This window comes from Stenotrophomonas sp. SXG-1, from assembly GCF_014083965.1.
GTDB lineage: Bacteria > Pseudomonadota > Gammaproteobacteria > Xanthomonadales > Xanthomonadaceae > Stenotrophomonas > Stenotrophomonas geniculata.
In genome coordinates this window covers 2,697,311-2,718,219 of record NZ_CP046588.1, presented here as the reverse complement: position 1 = coordinate 2,718,219, position 20,909 = coordinate 2,697,311, and the positions used below count along the sequence as shown (strand labels likewise).

Genomic DNA, 20,909 nt, shown 5'->3' with positions numbered 1-20,909 from the left:
TTCGACAAGGAGAATCAACGTGTACTTCAAGTCCCTGGACTATCCGGTCATTGTCATCGACAACGACTACGAGTCGCCGCGCATCGGCGGCATCCTGATCCGCGCCCTGGTGGAAGAGCTGCGCAGCAACGACCAGCGCGTGCTGTGCGGCCTGAACCTGGATGATGCCCGTGCTGGCGCCCGCACCTACGTAGCGGCCTCGGCAGTGCTGATCTCGATCGATGGCAGCGAAGAGGTGGATGGCGAGTTCCAGCGCCTGACCGCCTTCCTGCGCGAGCAGAGCGCGCGCCGCGCCAACCTGCCGGTGTTCCTGTACGGCGAGCGCCGCACCATCGAAAAGGTGCCGAGCAAGCTGCTCAAGTACATCCACGGCTTCATCTTCCTGTTCGAAGACACCAAGAGCTTCATCTCGCGGCAGGTGATGCGCGCGGCCGAAGACTACATGAAGAACCTGCTGCCGCCGTTCTTCAAGGCGCTGATCCATCATGCGGCCGAGTCGAACTATTCCTGGCATACGCCGGGCCATGCCGGCGGCGTGGCGTTCACCAAGTCACCGGTCGGGCGTGCATTCCACCAGTTCTACGGTGAGAACACCCTGCGCAGCGATCTGTCGATCTCGGTGCCGGAGCTGGGTTCGCTGCTGGACCACACCGGCCCGATCAAGGATGCCGAGGAAGAAGCGGCTCGCAACTTCGGCGCCGACCATACCTTCTTCGTCACCAATGGCACCTCCACAGCCAACAAGATCGTCTGGCACGGCACGGTGGCGCGCGGTGACGTGGTGTTCGTAGATCGCAATTGCCACAAGTCGCTGCTGCACGCGCTGATCATGACCGGCGCGGTGCCGGTGTACTTCACCCCCAGCCGCAACGCGCACGGCATCATCGGCCCGATCAGCCTGGACCAGTTCACGCCGGAGTCGCTGCAGCAGCGCATCGCCGCCAATCCGCTGGCCAGCCAGGCCTACAAGGCCGGTTCCAAGCCGCGCATCGCGGTGGTGACCAATTCGACCTACGACGGCCTGTGCTACAACGCCGAGAAGATCGCTGACGAGATCGGCAGCGCGGTCGATTTCCTGCACTTCGACGAAGCGTGGTACGCCTACGCGGCGTTCCATCCGTTCTACGAGAACCACTACGGCATGGCCAAGGGCAAGCCGCGCGAGCAGGATGCGATCATCTTCACCACGCATTCCACCCACAAGCTGCTGGCGGCGTTCTCGCAGGCGTCGATGATCCACGTGCGCAACTCGGCACAGCGCAACCTGGACGCGGAGCGTTTCAATGAGTCGTTCATGATGCATACCTCGACCAGCCCGCATTACGGGGTGATCGCGGCCTGTGACGTGGCCTCGAAGATGATGGAAGGCGACGCCGGCCGCTCGCTGGTGCAGGAAATGCACGACGAAGCCATCGCCTTCCGCCGCGCGATGCTGCACGTCCGCGATGACCTGGGGCGCGACGACTGGTGGTTCAGCGTATGGCAGCCGACCAAGCTCGAGCGCAGTCTGGACAAGGGCGATACGCCGGCGCCGCTGGTGGCCAAGCGCGAAGAATGGTACCTGCAACCGGACGCCCACTGGCATGGCTTCGAGAACCTGGTCGACGACTATGTGCTGATCGACCCGATCAAGGTGACCTTGCTGACCCCGGGTCTGGCGATGGACGGCAGCATGGGCAAGCTGGGCATCCCGGCAGCGGTGCTGAGCAAGTTCCTGTGGGGCCGCGGCATCACCGTGGAGAAGACCAACCTGTACTCGGTGCTGTTCCTGTTCTCGATGGGCATCACCAAGGGCAAGTGGAGCACCCTGGTCACCGAACTGATGGCGTTCAAGGAGTTGTACGACCGCAATGCGCCGCTGAGCCAGGCACTGCCGACGCTGGCCGCCGATTATCCGAATGCCTACGCCGGCTGGGGCCTGCGTGACCTGTGCGACGCGCTGCATGCGTTCAACCAGGAATTCGCGGTGGCCAAGGTGATGCGCGAGATGTACGTGGATCTGCCGACGCCGGTGATGACCCCGGCCGACGCCTACAACCACCTGGTGAAGGGCGAGATCGAGCGGGTCGACATCGAGCAGATCAGCGGCCGCATCGCCGCGACCATGCTGGTGCCGTACCCGCCGGGCATTCCGACCATCATGCCCGGCGAACGTTTCGGCGACAGCGACGAGCCGATCATCCAGTCGTTGCGCATCGCCCGCGAACAGAACGCGCGTTTCCCGGGCTTCGAGTCGGACGTGCACGGGCTGATCATCGAGCAGGAGGGTGATGCGGTTTCGTACAAGGTGGAGGTGCTGAAGGCCTGACCGGCAACGGTCGGCCCTTCGGCGGACGATGGATACCGCGCGCGAGCAACGCATCCTGAAGTTCTCGATCGGGGTCACCCTGGCGGTGAGCGCGGTCGGCTTCGGCGGTGGCCTGCTGGTGGGATCGCAGGCCATCCTGTTCGACGGCGTGTACAGCCTGGTCGACGTCGCGCTGACCCTGGTGTCGTTGTCGGTGCTGCGGCTGGTGGCGCGGGAACAGAGCCCGCGCTTCCAGTACGGATACTGGCACCTGGAGCCAATGGTCGAGGCACTCGGTGGGGTGATCCTGTCGCTGGCCTGCGTGTATGCGCTGGCCAACGCGGTGATTGGCTTGACCACGGGCGGGCACGAAGTGAAATTCGGGCCCGCGCTGTGGTGGGCGGCACTGCTGAGTGCCAGCAACCTGGCGATGGCGCTGTTTGTCGCCCAGCAAGCGCGGCATCTGCGCTCGGCGCTGCTGTGGTTGGACGTGCGTGGCTGGCTGCTGGGTGGGTTGATGAGCCTGGCGGTGGTACTGGCCTTCGTACTGGCCCTGGCCCTGCAGGGGGGCGAATGGCACCACTGGGTGCCGTACCTGGATTCGATCGTGCTGGCGTTGATCAGCCTGGCGGTGCTGCCGGTGCCGGCGCGCAGCGCGTGGAAGGCCATGCGAGAAGTGCTGCAGGTGGCGCCGGATGAACTGGACCGGCGCGTGCAGCAGGTGATGCAGGCATTCGTTGCCGAGCGCGGTTATGCCGGTTTCACCAGTCACGTGGCGAAGATGGGGCGGATGCGCTTCATCGAGATCCATGTGCTGGCCGACCCGGGTACGCCGCTGGGGTCGGTGGGCGAGGTTGATGCGATGCGCGATGAGATCGCGGTATGCCTGGATGCGCGGGGCAGCACGTTCTGGCTGACCATCGATTTCACGGCAGACCCGGCGTGGACGTGAGCGGGGAACGGTAGAGCCGAGCCCATGCTCGGCTGCCATTCGCGCAGCGCAGCCGAGCACGGGCTCGGCTCTACACGTCGGCGTGATCGTTACGCGTGGCAGACCAGTCTGTTGCACCGGATCTGTTTGACCTCAACCAGAGTTGAGGTCGCAGACTGTCTCGCATCCCCTACGAGGCATGCGGCATGAACCTGCTGACCACCCCGGACCTCAGTCATGGCCTGCTGGAACTGTTCAATCCCCCGGGGCTTTACGACTCTTCCGCCAACGGGTACTCACACGTTGCCGTGGTGCGGTTGCCGGCGCGCGTGATCCATATCGCCGGGCAGGGCGGTGAAGATGCCGAGGGCCGTCTCTCACCCAGCTTCGAAGACCAGGTCGGGCAGGCGCTGGACAACCTGCAGACTGCGCTGCGCTCGGCGCAGGCAAGCCTGGCCGACGTGGTACGGCTGCGTATTCTGGTGGTCGACCACGACGAGGACCGGCTGGGCATCATCGCCCATCAGGTGCGGCGGCGCTGGCCGAACCGCGCGGCGCCCACCTGCACGCTGATCCCGGTGCCGCGGCTGGCGCTGGACGGCATGTTGTTCGAGATCGAGGCGGAGGCCTATGCCGCCTAGCGCAGGTAGTACTCCACGGGCACCACCCGCTCCTGCGGTGCCTTCAGTTCATCGGGAATGGGCGGCAGCGGCTGCGCGCGACGGAAGGTCTGCAGCGCGGCGTCATCGAGCATCGGCTGGCCACTGGACTGCTCCAGCCGCAGCGCCAGCAGGCGACCTTCGCGGTCGATGCTGGCCCTGACCCACGCAGTGCCCTGCTGCCGGCGCGAGCGCGCGGCGGCAGGGTAGTAGCGGTAACGCTCCAGCCGCGCCATCAGGCGGGCTTCCCACTGGTCGCTGGCGGCGCCGGCCTGGAAGTCTGCCGGTGGCGCGTCTGGAGCGGGCGGCGCGGCCGTGATCGATGCCGGTGCGGGACTTGCATCGGTCGCGGCCGCAGGCGGGGCGACTGGCAGTGGCTGGCGGCCCGTCCCACCCGTTTCGCTGGCGGCCAGCTCTCCCTCGCGCGCCGCCGTAGGCTTGGGTGGCGGCGGCGACTTCGTGGGCTGCGAGGCGCGGGCCTGCTGCGCCTGGCTGGGGGTCTCGGCCTGGCGTTCCTCTACCGGCTGTGGCGGCGTGGCCGGTGCCAGCAGGCGCAGGCTGATGCGCACGTCCTGTTCCGGTGGCGGCAGCATGGGTGGCGTCGCGACCCAATGCACCAGCAGCAGCAAGGGCAGCAGATGAAGGCCGATGGTGATCGCGATGGCCTGCCAGTGTTGGCCGCGCTCACTCATCGTCCAGCACCCACAGCAGATCTGCATCGGCGGCGTCGACCGATTCGCCGGGTGACGCAAGTGCGATCACCAGAGACGGCGCTTCTGGCGGCAGGTAGCCAGGCACGCCGGTGCCGCGCAGTACATGCCAGCGGCCGGCAACCAGCAGCGCCGGTGCAGGCGCATGGGTCAGCACCTGCGCCATGCGGCTATCGCGGGCCTGCTGCACGGCCAGCATGCCGTCCAGCATCGGCGCGGCCTCTGTATGCTGGGCCAGCACCACCGCCGAAAGGCGTTGCCGTGCAGTGGCAACCGGGAACCGGACTGCCTTGGTCGAAGCCAGCAGTGTGTTGACCTCGGCGCGTGACAGGTTGCCACCGAACAGGGGCGTACCCGCAGCGGTGGCGTCCTGTACCAGCCCGCCATAGGCCGTCCACGGCCAGCGCGCATCCCAGTCAAGCAACTCCTGCAGGCGCGTATCGTCGGCGTGGTTGCCCTTGGCCAGCCAGCGCTGCACCCGCTGCAGGCGTGGCTGGCGCTCACTGGCGATCATCTCCAGTACCAGGGCAGCCTGCGGGCGTTGGTGTTGCAGGGCCTGCAGCAACCAGCGCTGGGCGGCGTGGTCGCCGGCCAGGTCATGGCGCTCGCCGAGCAGCATCCGTTGGGCTGTGGCCGCGCGCTTCACGAAGGCGGCCTCGTCCAGGGGCTGGCCACTGGCCAGGTCGATCACCGTGCCGGGCATCGGCTGCGCGCTGGTCACTGTGGCCAGCGCGAGCATGCATACGGGCAGCCAGCGACGGCTAGAACGCCACATTGACGCCCATCGAGACGGTGCGGCCACGGCCGTTGCCGCGGTCCAGGATCGGGCTGAAGATGCTGTCGATCGAGGCATTGTTGTCATAGGCTTTGTTCTGCAGGTTTTCGATGTTCAGCCACAGGGTTGTATTGGCCTGCGGCTTGAAGCTGGCGTAGAAGTCCAGCAGCACGCCGGTGCCGCCGGTCTTGCGGGTCTGGAAGAAGTCGTAGCCTTCCTCGGTCGGCCCGGAGTACTCGGCACGCAGGCCGGCCTGCACGCGCTGCTGCCACCAGCGGCCACCCACGTCCAGCGTCCAGTAGCGGTCGGGCAGCGCGGTGATGTCTTCCAGGTTGACGAACTCGATGGCCGGCGCACTGGTACGCGAGCGGGTCCAGCTCAGCGTGGCGTGGTAGTGCTCGCTGGCGTAGTGCGCCTCCAGCTCGATGCCGCGCATGCGCACGATGCCTGGGTGGTTCATCCAGCGCGTGGTGGCGCTGAAGTCGTCGGCGTCCAGCACATCGGTCCAGGCATTGAGCTGCGGATCGCTGTCGATCGGCACCACGAACGGTTCCACTTCCGGCGAATGCACGATCAGCAGGTACTGCGGCTTGATGTAGTCGCGGATGCGGTTGTCGAAGCGGGTGACCCGCAGTTGTGCCAGGTCACCCTCGACCAGCAGCGAGTCGGTGCTGAGGTTGGCGCCGAACTGCAGGTTGCGCGAGCGCTCGCGGCGCAGGAACGGATTGGCGCCGATGCCGTCGGCGACGCTGGCGTCCTCCAGTGGGATCTTCTCGAAGAACATTTCCTGCACGCGCGGCGGCCGCGACGTGCGCGAGACCTCGGCGAACAGCTGCAGCCAGTCGGTAGCTTGCAGTGAAACCGCCAGGCTCGGGCTGAGTGCACGCTCAGTGCGACGCACGTCGATGTCGCCGCCATTGATCTCCGTGCATTGGCCCGGCACATCCGAACACACCGGAATATGGCCACGGATGCCGAAGCGGTCCTGGCGCAGTCCTGCGGTCAGGGCATAGATGTCGTACTGAAGCTCCAGCGTGCTGAACACACTGTCCAACTGGCTGCGACCCTGCGGGTTGGCACCGCGCAGGATGGGCGTATCGGCGACGTAGATGTCCGATTGGTGCTTGATGCCGGTGTTCCAGCGCGCCTGCAGTGCGCCGATGTCGAAGCGGCTGGTGTTGTCGAGGGTCCAGCTGCTCAGGCTGCTGTGGGTGCGGCGGCCGATGTAGCTTGAATCTTCCACCGGCGGATAGAACAGCCGGGTCTTGTTGCTCGCGAAGGTCGCGCGCAGGTCGATCCATGGCGAATAGGGTGTGTAGTGGTAGCTGGCGCGCTGGTTGCGCGCGGAAATCTGCCACGGGTAGTTGTGGTAGAAGTCGTTTTCGTAACGCATGTGGCTCAGGTCCAGCCGATGCTGGTCGCTGGGCTGCAGGCGTGCTTTCAGCAGCCAGCTGCTGGGCTGCTGGCTGCCGGGGTCGGCGTTGTTCTTCTGCCCACGCGCGGTCGCGTATTCGCTGCTGCGGCTGCTGCTGGCGGCGGCCAGCAGGCCGAACTGATGGTCGCCACCTTCTTCGCTGTGGCGCCATGCACCGGCGAAGGTGCGGCCGCTGCCATAGCCGTTGTTGCCATGGCGATAGCCGGCGCGCAGGCCCCAGTCACGGCCCTCACCCAGCAGATCGTCGATATCCAGGGTGCGGAAGTTGGCACTGCCGGCCAGCGTACCAGCGCCGTCACCGCCAGCGACCGCACCGCGCTGCACGTCCACACCGGCCAGCAGGAAGGGATCGACATAGGCGAACGGACCGCCCGAACCATGCCCGGCATTGTTGCGGAAGGTCTGGGTGACACCGTCGATCATGGTGTTGACCCGGCCGGCACCGGTCATGCCGCGGATGTTGACCTGCAGGCCCGGCTGGCTGCGCGAATGGAAGCTGTGGGTGCCGGGCATCGAGCGCAGCAGGCTGTTGCCTTCCTGGCGTTCGGCCATCGCCACGCGCTCGCTGCCGACCGAGGGCGCAAAGCCATCGCGGATGGCCGGTACATACTGGCTGGCGCCGGCCCCCGGTGCCTGGCCGTGCGCGGTAGTGCCCTGCACCCGCAGCGGGCCGGTGCGACGGCTGCCATCGATGCGTTCAGCCGGCGCCGGTTCCAGGGCGGCGCGGCGCGCATCGACGAAGCGCGGTCGCAGGCCGCTGCCTGCCAGCAGGCGTGACAGGGCCTGCGCATCGTCGAAGTCACCGCGCAGAGCAGGGGCCGAATGACCGGCAGGCAGCGCCGCGCCGATCACCAGGTCGACACCGGTCAGCCGGCTGTAGGCGTCCAGCGCGGCCGCCAGCGGCTGGGCGGGCAGATCGTAGGTGCGTGTGGCGGTCTGTGCGTGGGCACTGCCGGGCAGCAGCGGAAGGGCGCTGGTGCAGGCCAGCGACAGGGCAAGGACAAGGGGGCGGGGGCACAGCATCGGGGGCTCCAGGGGCTGACGCAGAACGTCGTCATCCTGGGTAGACGCCGTCGCAGGCCGGATGTCAGGGTCCATCACGCTGCTCCCTGCGTGGCGGCAGCCACACCTGTATGCCCGCGCCGAGGCGCAGCACGCGCACCTGCAGTTGCGTGGCCAGCTGGTCGCGATTGCTGGCTGCACCGTCGGCACTGCCGAGCAGGGTGACCGGCTGCTGGCGCAGCTGCTCGCCGACGACCCACGTATGCCCGCCATGCCAGCGGTCCAGGCCCTGCGTGACGTCGGCCAGCGGGGCCGAGACCCAGTGCAGGCGCCGCTCGCGCCAGGCCAATGTTCCGGGGGCAGCCGTTGTTGCATGGGCTGTTGCCTGCCCATCGAAGCGCAGCTGCTCGCCGTCGTCGGCCAGCATGCTGACGTTGCCGCTGTCCACGCGCACGCGATGCTCGGTAACGGTGACCACACTGCTGTTGCCCTGCACGGCAAGATCGAATGCGGTCCCCAGTGCAGTGACGGTGCCCTGTGGGGTGTGCACCTGGAATGGCCGGTCGGCATCGGCGGCGACCTGGAACCAGGCCTGGCCGCGCTGCAGCTGGAGCTGGCGGCGCTGCCCATCGATGCGCACCTTCACTTCGCTGCCAGGTGACAGCAGGACATGCGAACCATCCGGAAGAGTTTCCTCGCGGATCTCGCCAGCGGCCGTACGCAGTACCTGTGCCACGGGTGGCGAGGCATGGCGGCTGTAGAGACCCAGCGCGCACAGCAACATAACCGCAATGCCGGCTTCGCGCAGGCGACGGCGTTGCCTGCGCTGCTGTTGCCGCTGCAGGCTGGGCGTCGCCGCACCGGCCTGCCACAACTCCTGCAGGTGCAGGTACTGCGCCGCATGGCGTGGATCGGCCCGGCACCATTGCTCGAACGCGTTCTCATCGCGGTCACCGTCGTGCGCATCCAGCCACCAGCGTGCAGCTTCGCGTGCAATGGTCTCCTGGCTCATGCGCCCGGCACCTGCTGCAATGCGACCAGGGCGCGCAGCAGATGGCCGTGCGCGGTCTGCCGGCTGATCCCCAGCTGGCGCCCGATCTCGGCCAGCGCCAACTGTTCCACACGGGCCAGCAGGAACACCTGGCGCGAGCGTGGCGGCAGCGCGGCGATGATCGCGTCGAGGTGGCGCAGTTGTTCGGCGTCGAGCAGTCGCTGCTCGGGCAGGGGCGCAGGATCGGCGATGGCATTCAACTGCGTGTCATCCAGCACCTCTTCGCGACGGCGCTGGCGTTGCCGGTAGTGATCGGCGATCAGGTTGTGGGCGACGCGGTACAGATAGGCGCGGCCATTGCCCAGCAGGCCACTGGTGGCGACTTTGACGACACGCAGCCAGGTTTCCTGGACGACGTCATCAGCGTCGCTGCGTTGCGGGAGTTTGCGGCGGACATGGGCGTGCAGCGGCCGGTAATGGGCTGCGCACAGCTGCGCGACATCCGTCGGTTCGACAGGCGTGGACACGGGGCGGGCGACAACTGGGAAAGGGAACAGCCCGCGGCGGCAAGGGCAGCGGCTGCACCTTACAGCAAAAGAGAATCATTTGCATCTATGGCATGAGGCGCAGTACACATGGGCCACCGCAGCGTCAGCGCGGGCAGTAGTCGCAGTGGATCTGCAGGGCTTCGGTGGGGTTGCGATGCAGCTCGAAGCCGCAATGCTGCAGGCTGCGCTTCACCTGCGCGACCGCTTCGGCATGATGGGCGACGCGACCATCCTGCCAGCGCGGTGGGGTGAATACGCCCAGAGGCAGCAGCCGCAGCCGCTTGCCGTGCAGTACCAGTGAGACATCGATATGACGGCCATCGATGTCGTGGCCGTTGGCACCGAAGATGGCATCGATCTCATCGCGGCGCTGCGGGTAGCAGGTGCGGAACACTGCAATGCCGAGCCGTCGCACCACGCGGCGGAAGCCACCGAGACGGCTGTGGCTGGGTTCGAAGCCACGAGTGAGCAGCAGGCGCAGCCCGGCAGGCAGCATTGCCTGCGCGTCGAGCAGGCGTTGCAGTACCTCTTCTTCCAGTTGGATGCGGGTGGAGGGCCAGCGCGGGGCGATGAGCAGTCCGTGGTGGTTGCCGCGTTGCAGGGTCAGCATCCGTGAAGCTTCGCACGCGGGCGAACAGCCAGGGTAGTGCCGGCCGCTGGCCGGCAAACCTGTTCTCCCGTCGGATGCCGACCAGCGGCCGGCACTACCATCGTCGGGTCAGATGTCGCGGTACTGGATCTGAGAAGCCAGTACGCGCAGGCCATCGGCATTGCTGGACAGGATGCGCTCTTCGCTGACCCCTTTCTGCCGTTTCAGCTGGAAGCCCTGATCGGCAGGCAGCTGTGCGGCGATGGCGTCCATGCGTTGCAGGGCATCGGGGCCGCTGCAGTCGAAGTGACCCCAGTGGGCGCCATCGCGGTGGATCTGCAATCGGTAGTTCATTGTGGTGTCTCCGGCAGGTCCTGCAGCCAATGGTCGAACATCGCGGTGGCGGCCGCAGCCAGTGGTGCGCCATAGCGACGCGCCTGCGCGCGAAGGTCGTTGGGATCGATGCCGGCCTGGGCCAGCTCCAGCGTGTGGCCGATCAGCCAACGCTCGAACTGGCGGGCGTCCAGTTCCGGATGGCATTGCAGGGCCAGTGCGTGGCTGCCGATGGCGAATGCCTGGTGACGGCAGGCCGGCGTGCTGGCCAGGCGGCGTGCACCGGCCGGAAGTTCGAACGCTTCACCATGCCAATGCAGTACCGGAATGCCCTGCAGGGACTGCAGCGGAGAACGCTGGCCTTCATCGGTCAGCAGCAGTGGCGCAAAGCCGATTTCCTTGCCACCACTGGGAGCGACACTGGCACCGAGTGCCCGCGCCATCAGCTGTGCACCCAGGCAGATGCCCAGGGTCGGCCGCTGCCGCTGCAGCCGGCGCTGCAGCAGGGCAATGCTGTCGTTGACGAAGGGATAGGTCCCTGTGTCATTGGCACTGATGGGACCGCCCAGCACGACCAGCAGATCGGCGGTTTCGGCGCCATCGAGCACATCGACACCGGCCTGCAGCACGTGCAGCTGCCAGCCCTGCGCCAGCAGCAACGGTTTCAGGGTGCCGAGGTCTTCAAAGGCAACGTGTTGCAGGACAACCGCGTGCTTCATGCCGGTGCTCCGCTGTTCGGCCAGTAGAAACTGTCCGGGGTGGCACGGGCACCGAAGATGGCCTGGCCGACGCGGACCACGGTGGCACCTTCCTCGATGGCCACTTCGAAATCACCGGACATGCCCATCGACAGCTGCGACAGGTCGAGGCCGGGTGGGGCGGTGCGTTGCAGCTGGTCGCGCAGTTCGCGCAGGCGCACGAAGCAGGCGCGCACGCGCTCGACATCGGGGGTGAAGATGGCCAGGGTCATCAGGCCGCGCACGTGCAGGCGATCGAAGGCCGGAAGCTGCTGCACGAAGGCCTCGACCGCGTCGGGTTCCAGGCCGTACTTGCTCGGTTCGGCCGAGGTGTTGACCTGCACGAACACATCCAGCGTGCGGTCTTCCAGTTGCAGGCGCTGCTGCAGGGCCTCGGCTACGCGCAGGCTGTCCAGCGCCTGGAACTCGCTGGCAAAGCGCGCCACGTAGCGCGCCTTGTTGGTCTGCAGATGGCCGATCACCGACCAGTGCACGCCCAGGTCGGCCATCGTTTCAGCCTTGCGTTGTGCCTCCTGCACCTTGTTCTCGCCCAGTTCGTGGCAGCCTGCGGCTACCGCCATGCGGATGCGGGCGTCATCGACGGTCTTGCTGACCGGCAGCAGGCGCACGCTGGCCGGGTCCCGGCCGACGCGGGCGCAGGCATCGGCGATGCGTTGGCGCACCGTGACCAGGTTGGCGGCGATCTGTTCAACGGACTGGGCGACGGGCCAGTCGGCAGCGGCAAGGGGCATGCGGGCACCTCCAATGCAGGGTGGCCAGGGTGGGATACACTGGCACAGGACAAGAGATATTTTGGCATAGGACAAAATGAAAATCACCGGGCATAGCGCCGAGTCGATCTTCGACAGCATCCGCGACGGCATCGGCAAGGGCCGCCTTCCGGCCGGCAGCGTGTTGCCGCCGGTGCGTGAACTGGCCGAGCAGCTGGGAGTGAACCGCAACACCGTGGCTGCTGCCTACAAGCGCCTGGATGCGGCGGGCCTGGCCAGCACGGCGGGCCGCCGCGGCACGGTGGTGCGTGGCCTGCCGCCGCCGCTGGCGCGTGAAGGCAGTACGCCCGGGCTGGCCCTGCAGGACCTGGCCGGTGGCAACCCGGATCCACGCCTGCTGCCGAACCTGCGCCTGGCCCCGGCCGCACCACGGCTGTATGGCGTGGGCACGGTCGACCCGAGGTTGGAGGCGCTGGCACGCGCCTCGCTGGATGCGGACTGCCCGGAGGGCTATGCGCTGGAACTGACCCATGGCGCGGTCGATGGCATCGAACGCCTGCTGTCGGCGTGGCTGCTGCCGGGGGATCGCATCGCGGTGGAGGATCCGTGCTTCCTCGGCAGCCTCAACGTGCTCAACGCTGTGGGCCACGCGCCGTTGCCGGTGGCGGTGGACGCGCATGGCATGCAGGTCGATTCGCTGCGGCAGGCACTGGAGGCCGGTGCACGCGCGGTGTTGCTGACCCCGCGGGCACACAACCCGACCGGGGCCAGCCTGGATGCGAAGCGGGCGCGGGCGTTGCGGCAGTTGTTGGCGGCCTACCCGCAGGTGGCGGTGTTGGTCGACGATCACTACGCGCTGCTCTCGCAGCAGGCCTATCACTCGGTGCTGCCGCTGGATGGCCGGCGCTGGGCGCTGCTGCGTTCGTTGTCCAAACCGCTCGGCCCGGACCTGCGGCTGGCCTGGCTGGCCTGCGATGAAGAGACCGCGATGCGGCTGCGGCTGCGATTGGCGTCCGGCACCGGCTGGGTCAGTCACCTGCTGCAGGATGCGGCGACCTCGGTGCTGTCGTCGGCAACGCAGCGGGCGAAGATCGCTTCGGCAGGTGAGCGTTACCAGCAGCGCCTGCGCTCGCTGCAGGAGTTGCTGCATGCGCGTGGCCTGCCGACACCGTTGCCGATGGAAGGATTGAACCTGTGGCTGCCGTTGCAGGCCGACAGCCATCCGCAGGTGCTGGCCCTGGCTTCGCGTGGATGGCATGTGCGCGCGGGCGAAGTGTTCTCGGTGGCAGCGCCGGGGCATGGCCTGCGCATCACCTGCGCTGCGCTGGGGGCAGCGCAGCTGCGGCAGCTGGCGGATGACCTGGCGGCGGTGTTCGCTCTGTAGCGTCGAGCCATGCTCGACGTTGCTTCGCCTTTGTAGAGCCGAGCCATGCTCGGCTGCTGTTGATAGAAGCAGTCGAACATGGCTCGACGCTACACAAGCAGATCAGGGCGCGGCGTTGGCGCCGGGACGCACGTAGTAGGACTGGCCGCTGTCATCGACGAACATCAGCTCCGGCTTGCCCTGCCAGGAGGTGAGCATGGCGCCGGTGTTGTTCTGGTGCTTGACCATCAGGCTGGCGCCGCGGTCCGGGTTGGCGACGACCTTGAATACTTCAGTGGTGCCGGTGGCATCGTCCAGGGTCAGCAGGGCTTCGCCGCCGCGGTCGCTGGTACCGTAGCCGCCGCGTTCGGAACCATCGGGACCGAGCAGGATCAGGCCTGACAGGGCGGTGGCACGCGGCCCCTGGGTGCGGCCCTGGCTGAGCGGATCGGGAACCGGTGCGCCGAGGATCACCCGCGGCTGGCCGCTTGCATCGTGGATGACCAGCCCGCGCGCCTCGATGATGCGCTGTGGTGATTGGCTGCGATGCAGGCTCCAGGCGGTCCAGCCGGAAACCAGCAGGGCGAGGGTCGAGACCACCAGGGTGGTCAGCAGCAGCGCACGGGGCATCGGGTCGTCCTTCCTTGGATGTGCCGACGATAGCGGATGCGGACCGGCAATGGCCAGTTCGTTGTGTGACGTTGTGTATCGTCAGTGGAAATCGCGGCTGTGGCTGCGCAGTCCCTGCAGCAGTTCATCCAGGCAGTGCATGCGCTGCACGATGACGTGCTGCACGCCATCGACGCGTTCCAGGCGGCCATCGATCTGCATCAGCTGGGTATCGACCAGCACCCGGTGCTGGCGATCGGCCAGGTGTCGCCAGACCACGGCGTTGACCATGCCGGTCTCATCTTCGAGCGTGAGGAAGGTGACGCCGCTGGCGGTCTGCGGGCGCTGGCGCATGCGTACCAGGCCAGCGATGCGCACGCGACGGCCATGGCCATGCCCGGCCAGTTGTGCAGCGTCCAGACAGCCACGGCTGCGCAGCTGCGCGCGCAGGAACGAGATCGGGTGGCGGCCAAGTGTGGTGCCGGTGCTGCGATAATCGGCCTGCATGTCCTCCCAGGCGCTGGGCAGGGGCAACGGCACGCGGGCTTCGGCAGTGGCGCGGGCCTGGTCGAACAGTGGCAGCCGGTTTTCCACGCCGGAGATATCCCAGCGTGCACGATGGCGATGGCCACTGAGCCCACGCAGTGCACCGGCATCGGCCAGCAGGCCCTGCTGGCGGCGGTCCAGTGCGGTGCGCTGGCACAGGTCGCCCACATCGTCGAACGGGCGCTGCGCACGTTCGCGCATGATGGCCTGCACGACGGGTTCGTTGCAGCCATCGATCAGGCGCAGGCCGAGCCGGATCGCCGCCGGTCCCTTGCTGAAATCCAGCGTGCAGTCCCAGTCGCTGTGGCGCACGTCCACCGGCAGCACGCCGATGCCATGGCGGCGTGCATCCTGCAGCAGCTGGTCGGGGCTGTAGAACCCCAGCGGCTGGCTGTTGATCAGGCTGGCGGTGAACGCGGCGGGATGATGGCACTTCAGCCAGCAGCTGTTATAGGTCAGCAGGGCGAAGCTGGCAGCATGGCTTTCCGGGAAACCGTAATCACCGAAGCCCTTGATCTGCTCGAACAGGTGCTCGCCGTAGTCGCGGCTGAAGCCATTCTTCAACATGCCGGCCAGCAACTTCTCCCGATGCGGTTCCAGGCCGCCACGACGCTTCCATGCCGCCATCGAGCGGCGCAGGGCATCGGCTTGGCCAGGTGTGTAACCTGCTGCTTCCACTGCCAGCTGCATCACCTGTTCCTGGAACAATGGCACGCCCAGCGTACGCGCGAACACGCGTTCCAGCTGCGGTGGGTAGAGCGGATTGTCCGGATCGTTCAGTGCCTCTGGGCCTTGCTCGCGCAGGATCCTCCGCCGTTCCAGATAGGGATGCACCATGTCACCCTGGATCGGGCCGGGGCGCACGATCGCCACTTCGATCACCAGATCGTAGAAGCAGCGCGGCTGCAGGCGTGGCAGCATCGCCATCTGCGCACGCGATTCGATCTGGAACACGCCGATGGTGTCGGCGGCGCAGATCATGTCGTAGGTCTTCGTATCCTTGGCAGGGATCGCATCCATGCGTCCACTGTGCAGGCCGTGCTGCTGCAGCATCGCCAGGCATTTACGGATGGCGGTGAGCATGCCCAGCGCCAGGCAGTCGACCTTCATCAGGCCGGTGGCATCCAGATCGTCCTTGTCCCACTGGACGACGGTGCGGTCGGCCATCGCTGCGTTTTCCACCGGTACCAGCGTCGACAGCGGGTGCTCTGAAATCACGAAGCCGCCCGGGTGCTGCGACAGGTGGCGCGGGAAATCGATCAGCTCGGTGGTCAGTGCCAGCAGCCGCCGCATCAGCGGTGTTTCCGGATCAAAGCCGCGCTCGCGCAGGGTCTCCGGCAGTGGTACGTGGCCGCCCCAGTGGTCCATCGCCGCGCCCAGTTCGTTGACCTGGTCCATCGGCAGGCCGAGTGCACGGGCCACGTCGCGGATCGCGCTGCGGCCACGGTAGCTGATTGCTACTGCGGTCAGTGCGGCGCGCTCGCGGCCATAGCGCTTGAACACGTACTGCAGCACTTCCTCGCGGCGCTCGTGCTCGAAATCGATGTCGATATCCGGTGGCTCGTCGCGCTCGGCGGAGATGAAGCGCTCGAACAGCAGGTTGCTGCGCGCCGGGTCGATCTCGGTCACGCCCAGCACGAAGCACACCGCGGAGTTGGCCGCCGAGCCGCGGCCCTGGCAGAGGATGTCCTGGCTGCGCGCGAAGCGCACGATGTCCTGCACGGTGAGGAAGTAGGAGGCGTAGTTCTTCTGCTTGATCAACGCAAGTTCGTGTTCGATCTGCTCGCGCTGTGCCGGCTGGATGCCGTTCTTCCAGCGCCACGGGATGCCACGCTCGACCAGCACGCGCAGCCAGCTGTCCGGATCATGCCCTTCGGGCACCAGCTCACGCGGATAGGTGTACTGCAGCTGTTCCAGGGTGAAGTGGCAGCGCTCGGCGATGCGCAGGGTCTCGGCCAGCAGCTCAGGCGGGTACAACTGGGTCAGTGCGGTGCGTGGGCGCAGGTGGCGCTCGCCATTGGGGAACAGGCGCCAGCCAGCTTCGGCCACGCTGCAGCGGTGGCGGATCGCGGTCAGCGTGTCCTGCAGGGCGCGGCGGCGTCGCACGTGCATGTGCACATCGCCACTGGCGACCAGCGGCAGGCGGTGGCGTTCGCCGAAAGCCTGCAGCTGCTGCAGGCGGCGTGCGTCGTCGTGCTCGTGGTGCAGCTCCACCGCCAGCCACAGCCGATCATCGAAGCCGGCGCGCAGCAGTTCCAGGTCGGTGGCGGCCGGTTGCCGGTCCAGCCACAGGCACAGCAGGCCGACGGGCAGGCCGAGAAGGTCCTCGCGCAGGCAGCGGTACTCGCCCTTGGCGGCCCGCCGCCGGCAGGTGGTGATCAACTGGCAGAGCCCCGTATAGGCGGCCTGGTCGGTGCACAGCAGAGCCAGTTTCGGCCCATCCTCGACCTGGAATTCGGCGCCGACAATCAGCGCCACGCCATGCGTCTTCGCCGCCTGCCAGGCACGTACGATGCCGGCCAGCGAGCATTCGTCGGTGATCGCCAACGCTCGATAGCCTTGGCCGGCGGCGCGCGCGAACAACTCTTCGGCGATCGAAGCACCGCGCTGGAAACTGAAGGCCGACAGGCAGTGCAGTTCGGCGTAGCCGGGCAGTTCGTCGTGCATGGCGGCTCAGCCGAACCAGCCGTGCAGCATCCACGGCGCATGCGGGTCGTTGCGCTCACGAAAGACCCAGCCGCGCTGGCCGTGAGCAGTTTCCACCACGTAATAGTCGCGCCGTGCATCGGCCTGGTCCCACCAGCCCGATTCGATCCGCTCCGGTCCGGTGACGATGCGCAGCCGCGGATCACGCAGTGGTTGCGGCGTGTCCAGCAGCCAGCCGGGGCGCAGTGGCCAGTACGACGGAGGCTTGGCTGGCGGCTGGATGCCACTGGCGCGTTCGGGGCGATGGTCGGCCTGCACCGCCAGCGGCTGCACGGCGTCATCGCCCAGCCGCGCGCGCAGGCGCTCGCGCAGCTGGTTCCAGGGCATCGCCTGTGCCGGCCGGGTATCGAACAGGTCACGCGCGGCGGGCACGAACGGTGGCAGCTGCTCGGCCTGCAGGCGCAGTGCGCGGCTGCCGGCCGGCAGGGCAAACGCTTCCATGCGGTTGCGTGCGATCTCGAACAGCAGCGCGGGATCGCGCTCGGGCGCCAGCAGGCCGATGGTCAGCACGCTGGCCGGCAGCATGTCGTGCTCGAAATGCAGGTCGAAGCGCTGCACGCCGCCATCGCGCGAACACAGGAATGCGGCCAGGTCCAGCAGCAGGCGACGCAGCGGAAACAGCAGGGCCTGGCTGGATTCGATCTCGTATTCGAATTCGATGCGCGCATCGAAACGGTCCGGTGGCTGGTAGTAGCGCAGTGGCGCGGTGGGCAGCCCGCGCAGCGCATCCAGCTGCTGCAGCACGTCCGGTGCGAAGCGCCGGGCCAGGCTGTCGCGCGGCAGCTCGAGCACCGCACCCAGCGTGCGCAGGCCGGAACGGCCGAGTACGGTCACTGCTTCGCTGGGCAGGCCACAGCGCGGCAAGGGCAGCTGCGCCAGTGCCGCTGGCAGCTGCTGCGCATCGATGCCGAGGCCGTCGTGAACGTTGGCCAGCACGCGCGCGGCATGCGCGGTGGGCGCGGCCACCAGGCGATGGCGGAAACCAAGCTCATGCAGTTCGTTGCGCAGCCGCTGCTCGATCGTCAGCCAGTCGCCGAACAGGGCACGGCTGGCACCGATTTCCATGACCAGCGCGTGCGGAAAATCGAGGCTGACCTGCGAGCTGTAGGCATAGGCCCAGCTGGCCAGCAGCTGCCGGGTGTGCTGTTCGGCGCTGGGATCGTAATCGTGCAGATGCAGGTCCTGCACCAGTACCTGCGCAGCCGACAGCAGCATGCCCGGGCGCAGCCCCGCTGCGCGGGCGGCCGGGCTGACCGCACGCAGTACGCGACGCTGTGCCGGCCCCTGCAGCAGCACCAGTGGCCGCTGCGGGTCGGGCTGCAGGCGCAGCACGCTGTCCAGCGCCAGCTGCGGCAACAACAGACAGGCCCAGTGCATGGCGCGGCCTCAGTGGGCGATGGCCAGCGGCAACGGCTGCGCCGGCGGCAGGCCGCCACGGCACTTCAGCACCCGCACCTGGCCGTGGTCGAGCTGCAGGCGCAGGCTGGCCGGGGAGGGATTGCGCGCCGCCTGCGCCTCGCGGAACACGAAGCCCAGGCACTGGCCGCTGTCGGCCGCCACCTGCAGGCGGCGCAGTGAGCGGTCATCGGGCTGGTGTGGCCAGCACAGCACTGCTGCACAGGCGGCCGAGCGCAGGCACTGTTCGGTGGCCCACAACGCTTGTTTCGGCGCGGCGTGGATGATCTGCAGCTGGGCCAGATCCAGCCCGGCCGCTGCCCAGGCCGGAGCGTGCGGGCGATAGGGCGGGGCGACCAGCACGATCGGGCGGTCGCGCTGGCTCAGCTTCGCCAGCGCTGGCCAGACCAGGGCCAGTTCGCCGACGCCGGGCGCGGCCTGCAGTACCTCGCATAGCCCGCTGCTGGGCCAGCCGCCGCCGGGCAGGCGCGCATCCAGTGCCGGGTGACCGCTGGCCAGATGGTCGCTGGCCGGCCCCTGGCGGGCCGGGCCGCGCCACAGCTGGCGGCCGTCAAGCAGCCGGTCGAGGGCGACGACGGCACCCATCAGCGGGTCCTCCAGGGGAGGCGCCGGGCAGGCTGGAAGCGGCAGGAACGGGCGGAAACGGCGAGCATGATGCGAGTATCGACGGGCCGATATCAGGGGCTGAGACGGGACATGCTACTCGCCTTGTGAGTAGAATTACTAATGAAATCGGAGGATCAGATTTCAGGTTGCTGAAGGGGTAGGGGTGCCGACCAAGGTCGGCCCCCCGGCATGGCCCGGCGCTACCCGGGTATGCCCCCGGTTACGGGCGGACCGGCAGCGCGACCGGGCGCAGCGGCGCGGCATCGCCACCGCGGATCTTCAGCGGGCCGCCGATGAAGGCGAACTCGTAGACTTTGTCGTGGGCCAGTTCGTCCAGCGCCACCAGCTCGATGATCGGCGCGCCCTGCTGGGCCAGCAGGTAGGTGTGCAGCGGCACGTAGTCGTCGGACACCTCGGAGGGGAAGGTCTCGAAGCTGAGGTTGTCGGCACCGACGATCATCGCGCCGCTGTCCTCGATCAGGAAGCGCGCCGCGTCCAGGCCCATGCCCGGCGGGTTGGCCATGTAGGCCTTGGGCTGTTCGAACAGGCGCATGCGGCCGGTGCGGATCAGCACCACGTCGCCCTGCTGCAGTTTCACCTTCTGGCGTGCCAGCGCATCCTTCAGGTCCTGGCGGGTGACGCGGTAGCTGTCCGGCAGCATGTCCACGCCCTTGGCGGTGGCCACGTCGATCAGCACGCCACGCGCGATCAACGGCGGGAACTTCTCGATGCCGGTGACCTTCCAGCCACGGTCGCCGAGGTGTTTGTCGGCCTCGAAGCCATTCCAGATCTTTCCATGGATGCCGAAGTGGTTCAGCGCATCGATGTGGGTGCCGGTGTGGCTGTACATCGAGAACGCGGTGCCGGTGTAGCTGCGGGTGAGGTTCATGGTTTCGCCCACGCCCATCGGATCATCCATCACCGTGCCGCGCGGGGTGTGGGTCATCCAGAACTGGTAGTGCGGGTCGCCGGCATCCTGCCAGCTGGGCATGCCGACGTAGTACTCGGTGGCCAGGTCATAGGCCTTGCCGCCGCTGACCCGCGACAGGATCGCCGCACGCGAGGCCTCGGTGATCAGGTTGAGGCGGCCGATCTCGTCCTTCGGCCCCCAGGGGCTGGTGCCGACCTGCTGGCCGGAGGGTACGCGTTCGTGCGCGGACACGGTGGTGGAAGCTGCGGTGCCGGCCAGCAGCAGGGCCAGCGCGGTGGCCAGGGTGCGTGGGGTCATGGGAAATCTCCTTGCAGGGTGGGGGAGGGCGCGGCTCAGGCCGCGACCAGGTGCGCCAGGGCCTGGCGCAGGTGTGGCAGCGGCAGGGTCTGCAGGCGCAGGCCGTTGCCGCCGATCACGGTGGGAATGGAGCGGACGCCGAGGGCAGCGGCTTCGGCGCGATCGACCTGCACGCGCTGGCGTACTGCGTCGCTGCGCATGTGGTCAGCGAAGGCGCCACGTGGATGGCCCAGCGCTTCGGCGATATCCAGCAGGACTTCGGCGTCGCCGATGTTGCGGTGCTGGTGCAGGTGCGCCCACTGCACGGCATCGAACATCGCGCCATGGGCGTCGTTGCCACCGAGCATGCCGGCAGCCTGGCAGGCCAGTGCGCCCAGCCAGCCGGACGGATACTCGAAGTCCTGTGCGCGCATGCCTTCGATATCGATGCGCGCTGTGTCTTCATGCGCGGCGCAGTCGGTCCAGTGGCGCAGGATGATCGCCTTGGCGCGCTCCATCGAGCCGAACACCTCGACCATCTGCGCGCGCGAGTCCTGCAGCACGAAACTGCGGTGGCGCACCTGGATGCCGAGTTCGGCGGAGACCTGCTTCAGGCGCGGGGCCAGCACGAAGCACCAGCCGCAGACCACGTCGTGGAAGAAATCGACCACCGGCGCGGCGGTGGCGGGGGAAGGAACGGAAGACATCTGCCTGCCATCGGTGAGAGG

The 20,909-nt window shown here is 67.6% G+C and carries 19 protein-coding genes; 4 read left to right on the top strand and 15 right to left on the bottom strand.

The window, feature by feature from the left end; genetic code table 11:
* Positions 1-19: 19 nt before the first annotated feature.
* From GOC52_RS12435 to GOC52_RS12425, 3 genes are all read left to right on the top strand, one after another.
* The gene (locus tag GOC52_RS12435) at positions 20-2,308 is read left to right on the top strand and encodes an Orn/Lys/Arg family decarboxylase (protein WP_049449274.1); all 2,289 of its coding nucleotides are present in this window, start codon (positions 20-22) and stop codon (positions 2,306-2,308) included.
* A 28-nt stretch (positions 2,309-2,336) separates the two neighbouring features.
* Positions 2,337-3,239, top strand: a complete 903-nt coding sequence (locus GOC52_RS12430) for a cation diffusion facilitator family transporter (protein WP_143994893.1) — start codon at positions 2,337-2,339, stop codon at positions 3,237-3,239.
* 185 nt (positions 3,240-3,424) lie between these two features.
* Positions 3,425-3,859 (top strand): RidA family protein, encoded by a 435-nt coding sequence (locus GOC52_RS12425; RefSeq protein WP_143994892.1) that lies wholly within the window; start codon positions 3,425-3,427, stop codon positions 3,857-3,859.
* Here GOC52_RS12425 and GOC52_RS12420 read toward each other — a convergent pair.
* The 9 genes from GOC52_RS12420 to GOC52_RS12380 form a co-directional block, all read right to left on the bottom strand.
* Positions 3,856-4,569 (bottom strand): energy transducer TonB family protein, encoded by a 714-nt coding sequence (locus GOC52_RS12420; RefSeq protein WP_143994891.1) that lies wholly within the window; start codon positions 4,567-4,569, stop codon positions 3,856-3,858. The genes GOC52_RS12425 and GOC52_RS12420 overlap by 4 nt on opposite strands.
* Positions 4,562-5,362 carry a ChaN family lipoprotein gene (locus GOC52_RS12415; protein ID WP_191849583.1) on the bottom strand — a complete coding sequence of 267 codons (801 nt, stop codon included), beginning with the start codon at positions 5,360-5,362 and terminating at the stop codon, positions 4,562-4,564. The genes GOC52_RS12420 and GOC52_RS12415 overlap by 8 nt, the downstream gene beginning before the upstream one ends.
* Entirely contained in the window at positions 5,349-7,820 is a 2,472-nt protein-coding gene (locus GOC52_RS12410; RefSeq protein ID WP_191849581.1) for a TonB-dependent receptor, read from the bottom strand. The genes GOC52_RS12415 and GOC52_RS12410 overlap by 14 nt, the downstream gene beginning before the upstream one ends.
* Positions 7,821-7,884: 64 nt before the next feature.
* Entirely contained in the window at positions 7,885-8,811 is a 927-nt protein-coding gene (locus GOC52_RS12405) for a FecR family protein (RefSeq protein WP_191849579.1), read from the bottom strand.
* The gene (locus tag GOC52_RS12400; RefSeq protein ID WP_019336455.1) at positions 8,808-9,317 is read right to left on the bottom strand and encodes an RNA polymerase sigma factor; all 510 of its coding nucleotides are present in this window, start codon (positions 9,315-9,317) and stop codon (positions 8,808-8,810) included. The genes GOC52_RS12405 and GOC52_RS12400 overlap by 4 nt, the downstream gene beginning before the upstream one ends.
* Positions 9,318-9,441: 124 nt before the next feature.
* Positions 9,442-9,948 (bottom strand): hypothetical protein, encoded by a 507-nt coding sequence (locus GOC52_RS12395; RefSeq protein ID WP_191849577.1) that lies wholly within the window; start codon positions 9,946-9,948, stop codon positions 9,442-9,444.
* 108 nt (positions 9,949-10,056) lie between these two features.
* Entirely contained in the window at positions 10,057-10,281 is a 225-nt protein-coding gene (locus GOC52_RS12390) for a hypothetical protein (RefSeq protein ID WP_010485009.1), read from the bottom strand.
* On the bottom strand, positions 10,278-10,979 hold the full coding sequence (locus tag GOC52_RS12385) for a glutamine amidotransferase (RefSeq protein ID WP_019660234.1): 702 nt from the start codon (positions 10,977-10,979) through the stop codon (positions 10,278-10,280). The genes GOC52_RS12390 and GOC52_RS12385 overlap by 4 nt, the downstream gene beginning before the upstream one ends.
* The gene (locus GOC52_RS12380) at positions 10,976-11,749 is read right to left on the bottom strand and encodes a YggS family pyridoxal phosphate-dependent enzyme (RefSeq protein WP_010485014.1); all 774 of its coding nucleotides are present in this window, start codon (positions 11,747-11,749) and stop codon (positions 10,976-10,978) included. The genes GOC52_RS12385 and GOC52_RS12380 overlap by 4 nt, the downstream gene beginning before the upstream one ends.
* Positions 11,750-11,825: 76 nt before the next feature.
* On the opposite strand from GOC52_RS12380, the gene ptsJ reads away from it, so the two are divergent.
* The gene (gene ptsJ, locus GOC52_RS12375; protein WP_049481970.1) at positions 11,826-13,112 is read left to right on the top strand and encodes a MocR-like B6 salvage transcription factor PtsJ; all 1,287 of its coding nucleotides are present in this window, start codon (positions 11,826-11,828) and stop codon (positions 13,110-13,112) included.
* A gap of 102 nt (positions 13,113-13,214) precedes the next feature.
* Here ptsJ and GOC52_RS12370 read toward each other — a convergent pair whose 3' ends face one another.
* From GOC52_RS12370 to GOC52_RS12345, 6 genes are all read right to left on the bottom strand, one after another.
* Positions 13,215-13,721, bottom strand: a complete 507-nt coding sequence (locus GOC52_RS12370; RefSeq protein WP_019336451.1) for a hypothetical protein — start codon at positions 13,719-13,721, stop codon at positions 13,215-13,217.
* Between the two features lie 81 nt (positions 13,722-13,802).
* Complete coding sequence (locus tag GOC52_RS12365) at positions 13,803-16,913, bottom strand: error-prone DNA polymerase (RefSeq protein WP_049481972.1); 3,111 nt, start codon at positions 16,911-16,913, stop codon at positions 13,803-13,805.
* A 6-nt stretch (positions 16,914-16,919) separates the two neighbouring features.
* A complete protein-coding gene (locus tag GOC52_RS12360) occupies positions 16,920-18,329 on the bottom strand; it encodes a Y-family DNA polymerase (RefSeq protein WP_191849575.1) in 1,410 nt (469 codons plus the stop codon).
* 9 nt (positions 18,330-18,338) lie between these two features.
* Positions 18,339-18,953, bottom strand: a complete 615-nt coding sequence (gene imuA, locus GOC52_RS12355; protein WP_049481974.1) for a translesion DNA synthesis-associated protein ImuA — start codon at positions 18,951-18,953, stop codon at positions 18,339-18,341.
* A gap of 241 nt (positions 18,954-19,194) precedes the next feature.
* Entirely contained in the window at positions 19,195-20,202 is a 1,008-nt protein-coding gene (locus GOC52_RS12350; RefSeq protein WP_049454631.1) for a cyclase family protein, read from the bottom strand.
* A gap of 35 nt (positions 20,203-20,237) precedes the next feature.
* Positions 20,238-20,888: a DsbA family oxidoreductase gene (locus GOC52_RS12345; protein WP_049454629.1), complete on the bottom strand. Its 651-nt coding sequence runs from the start codon at positions 20,886-20,888 to the stop codon at positions 20,238-20,240.
* Positions 20,889-20,909 lie beyond the last annotated feature (21 nt).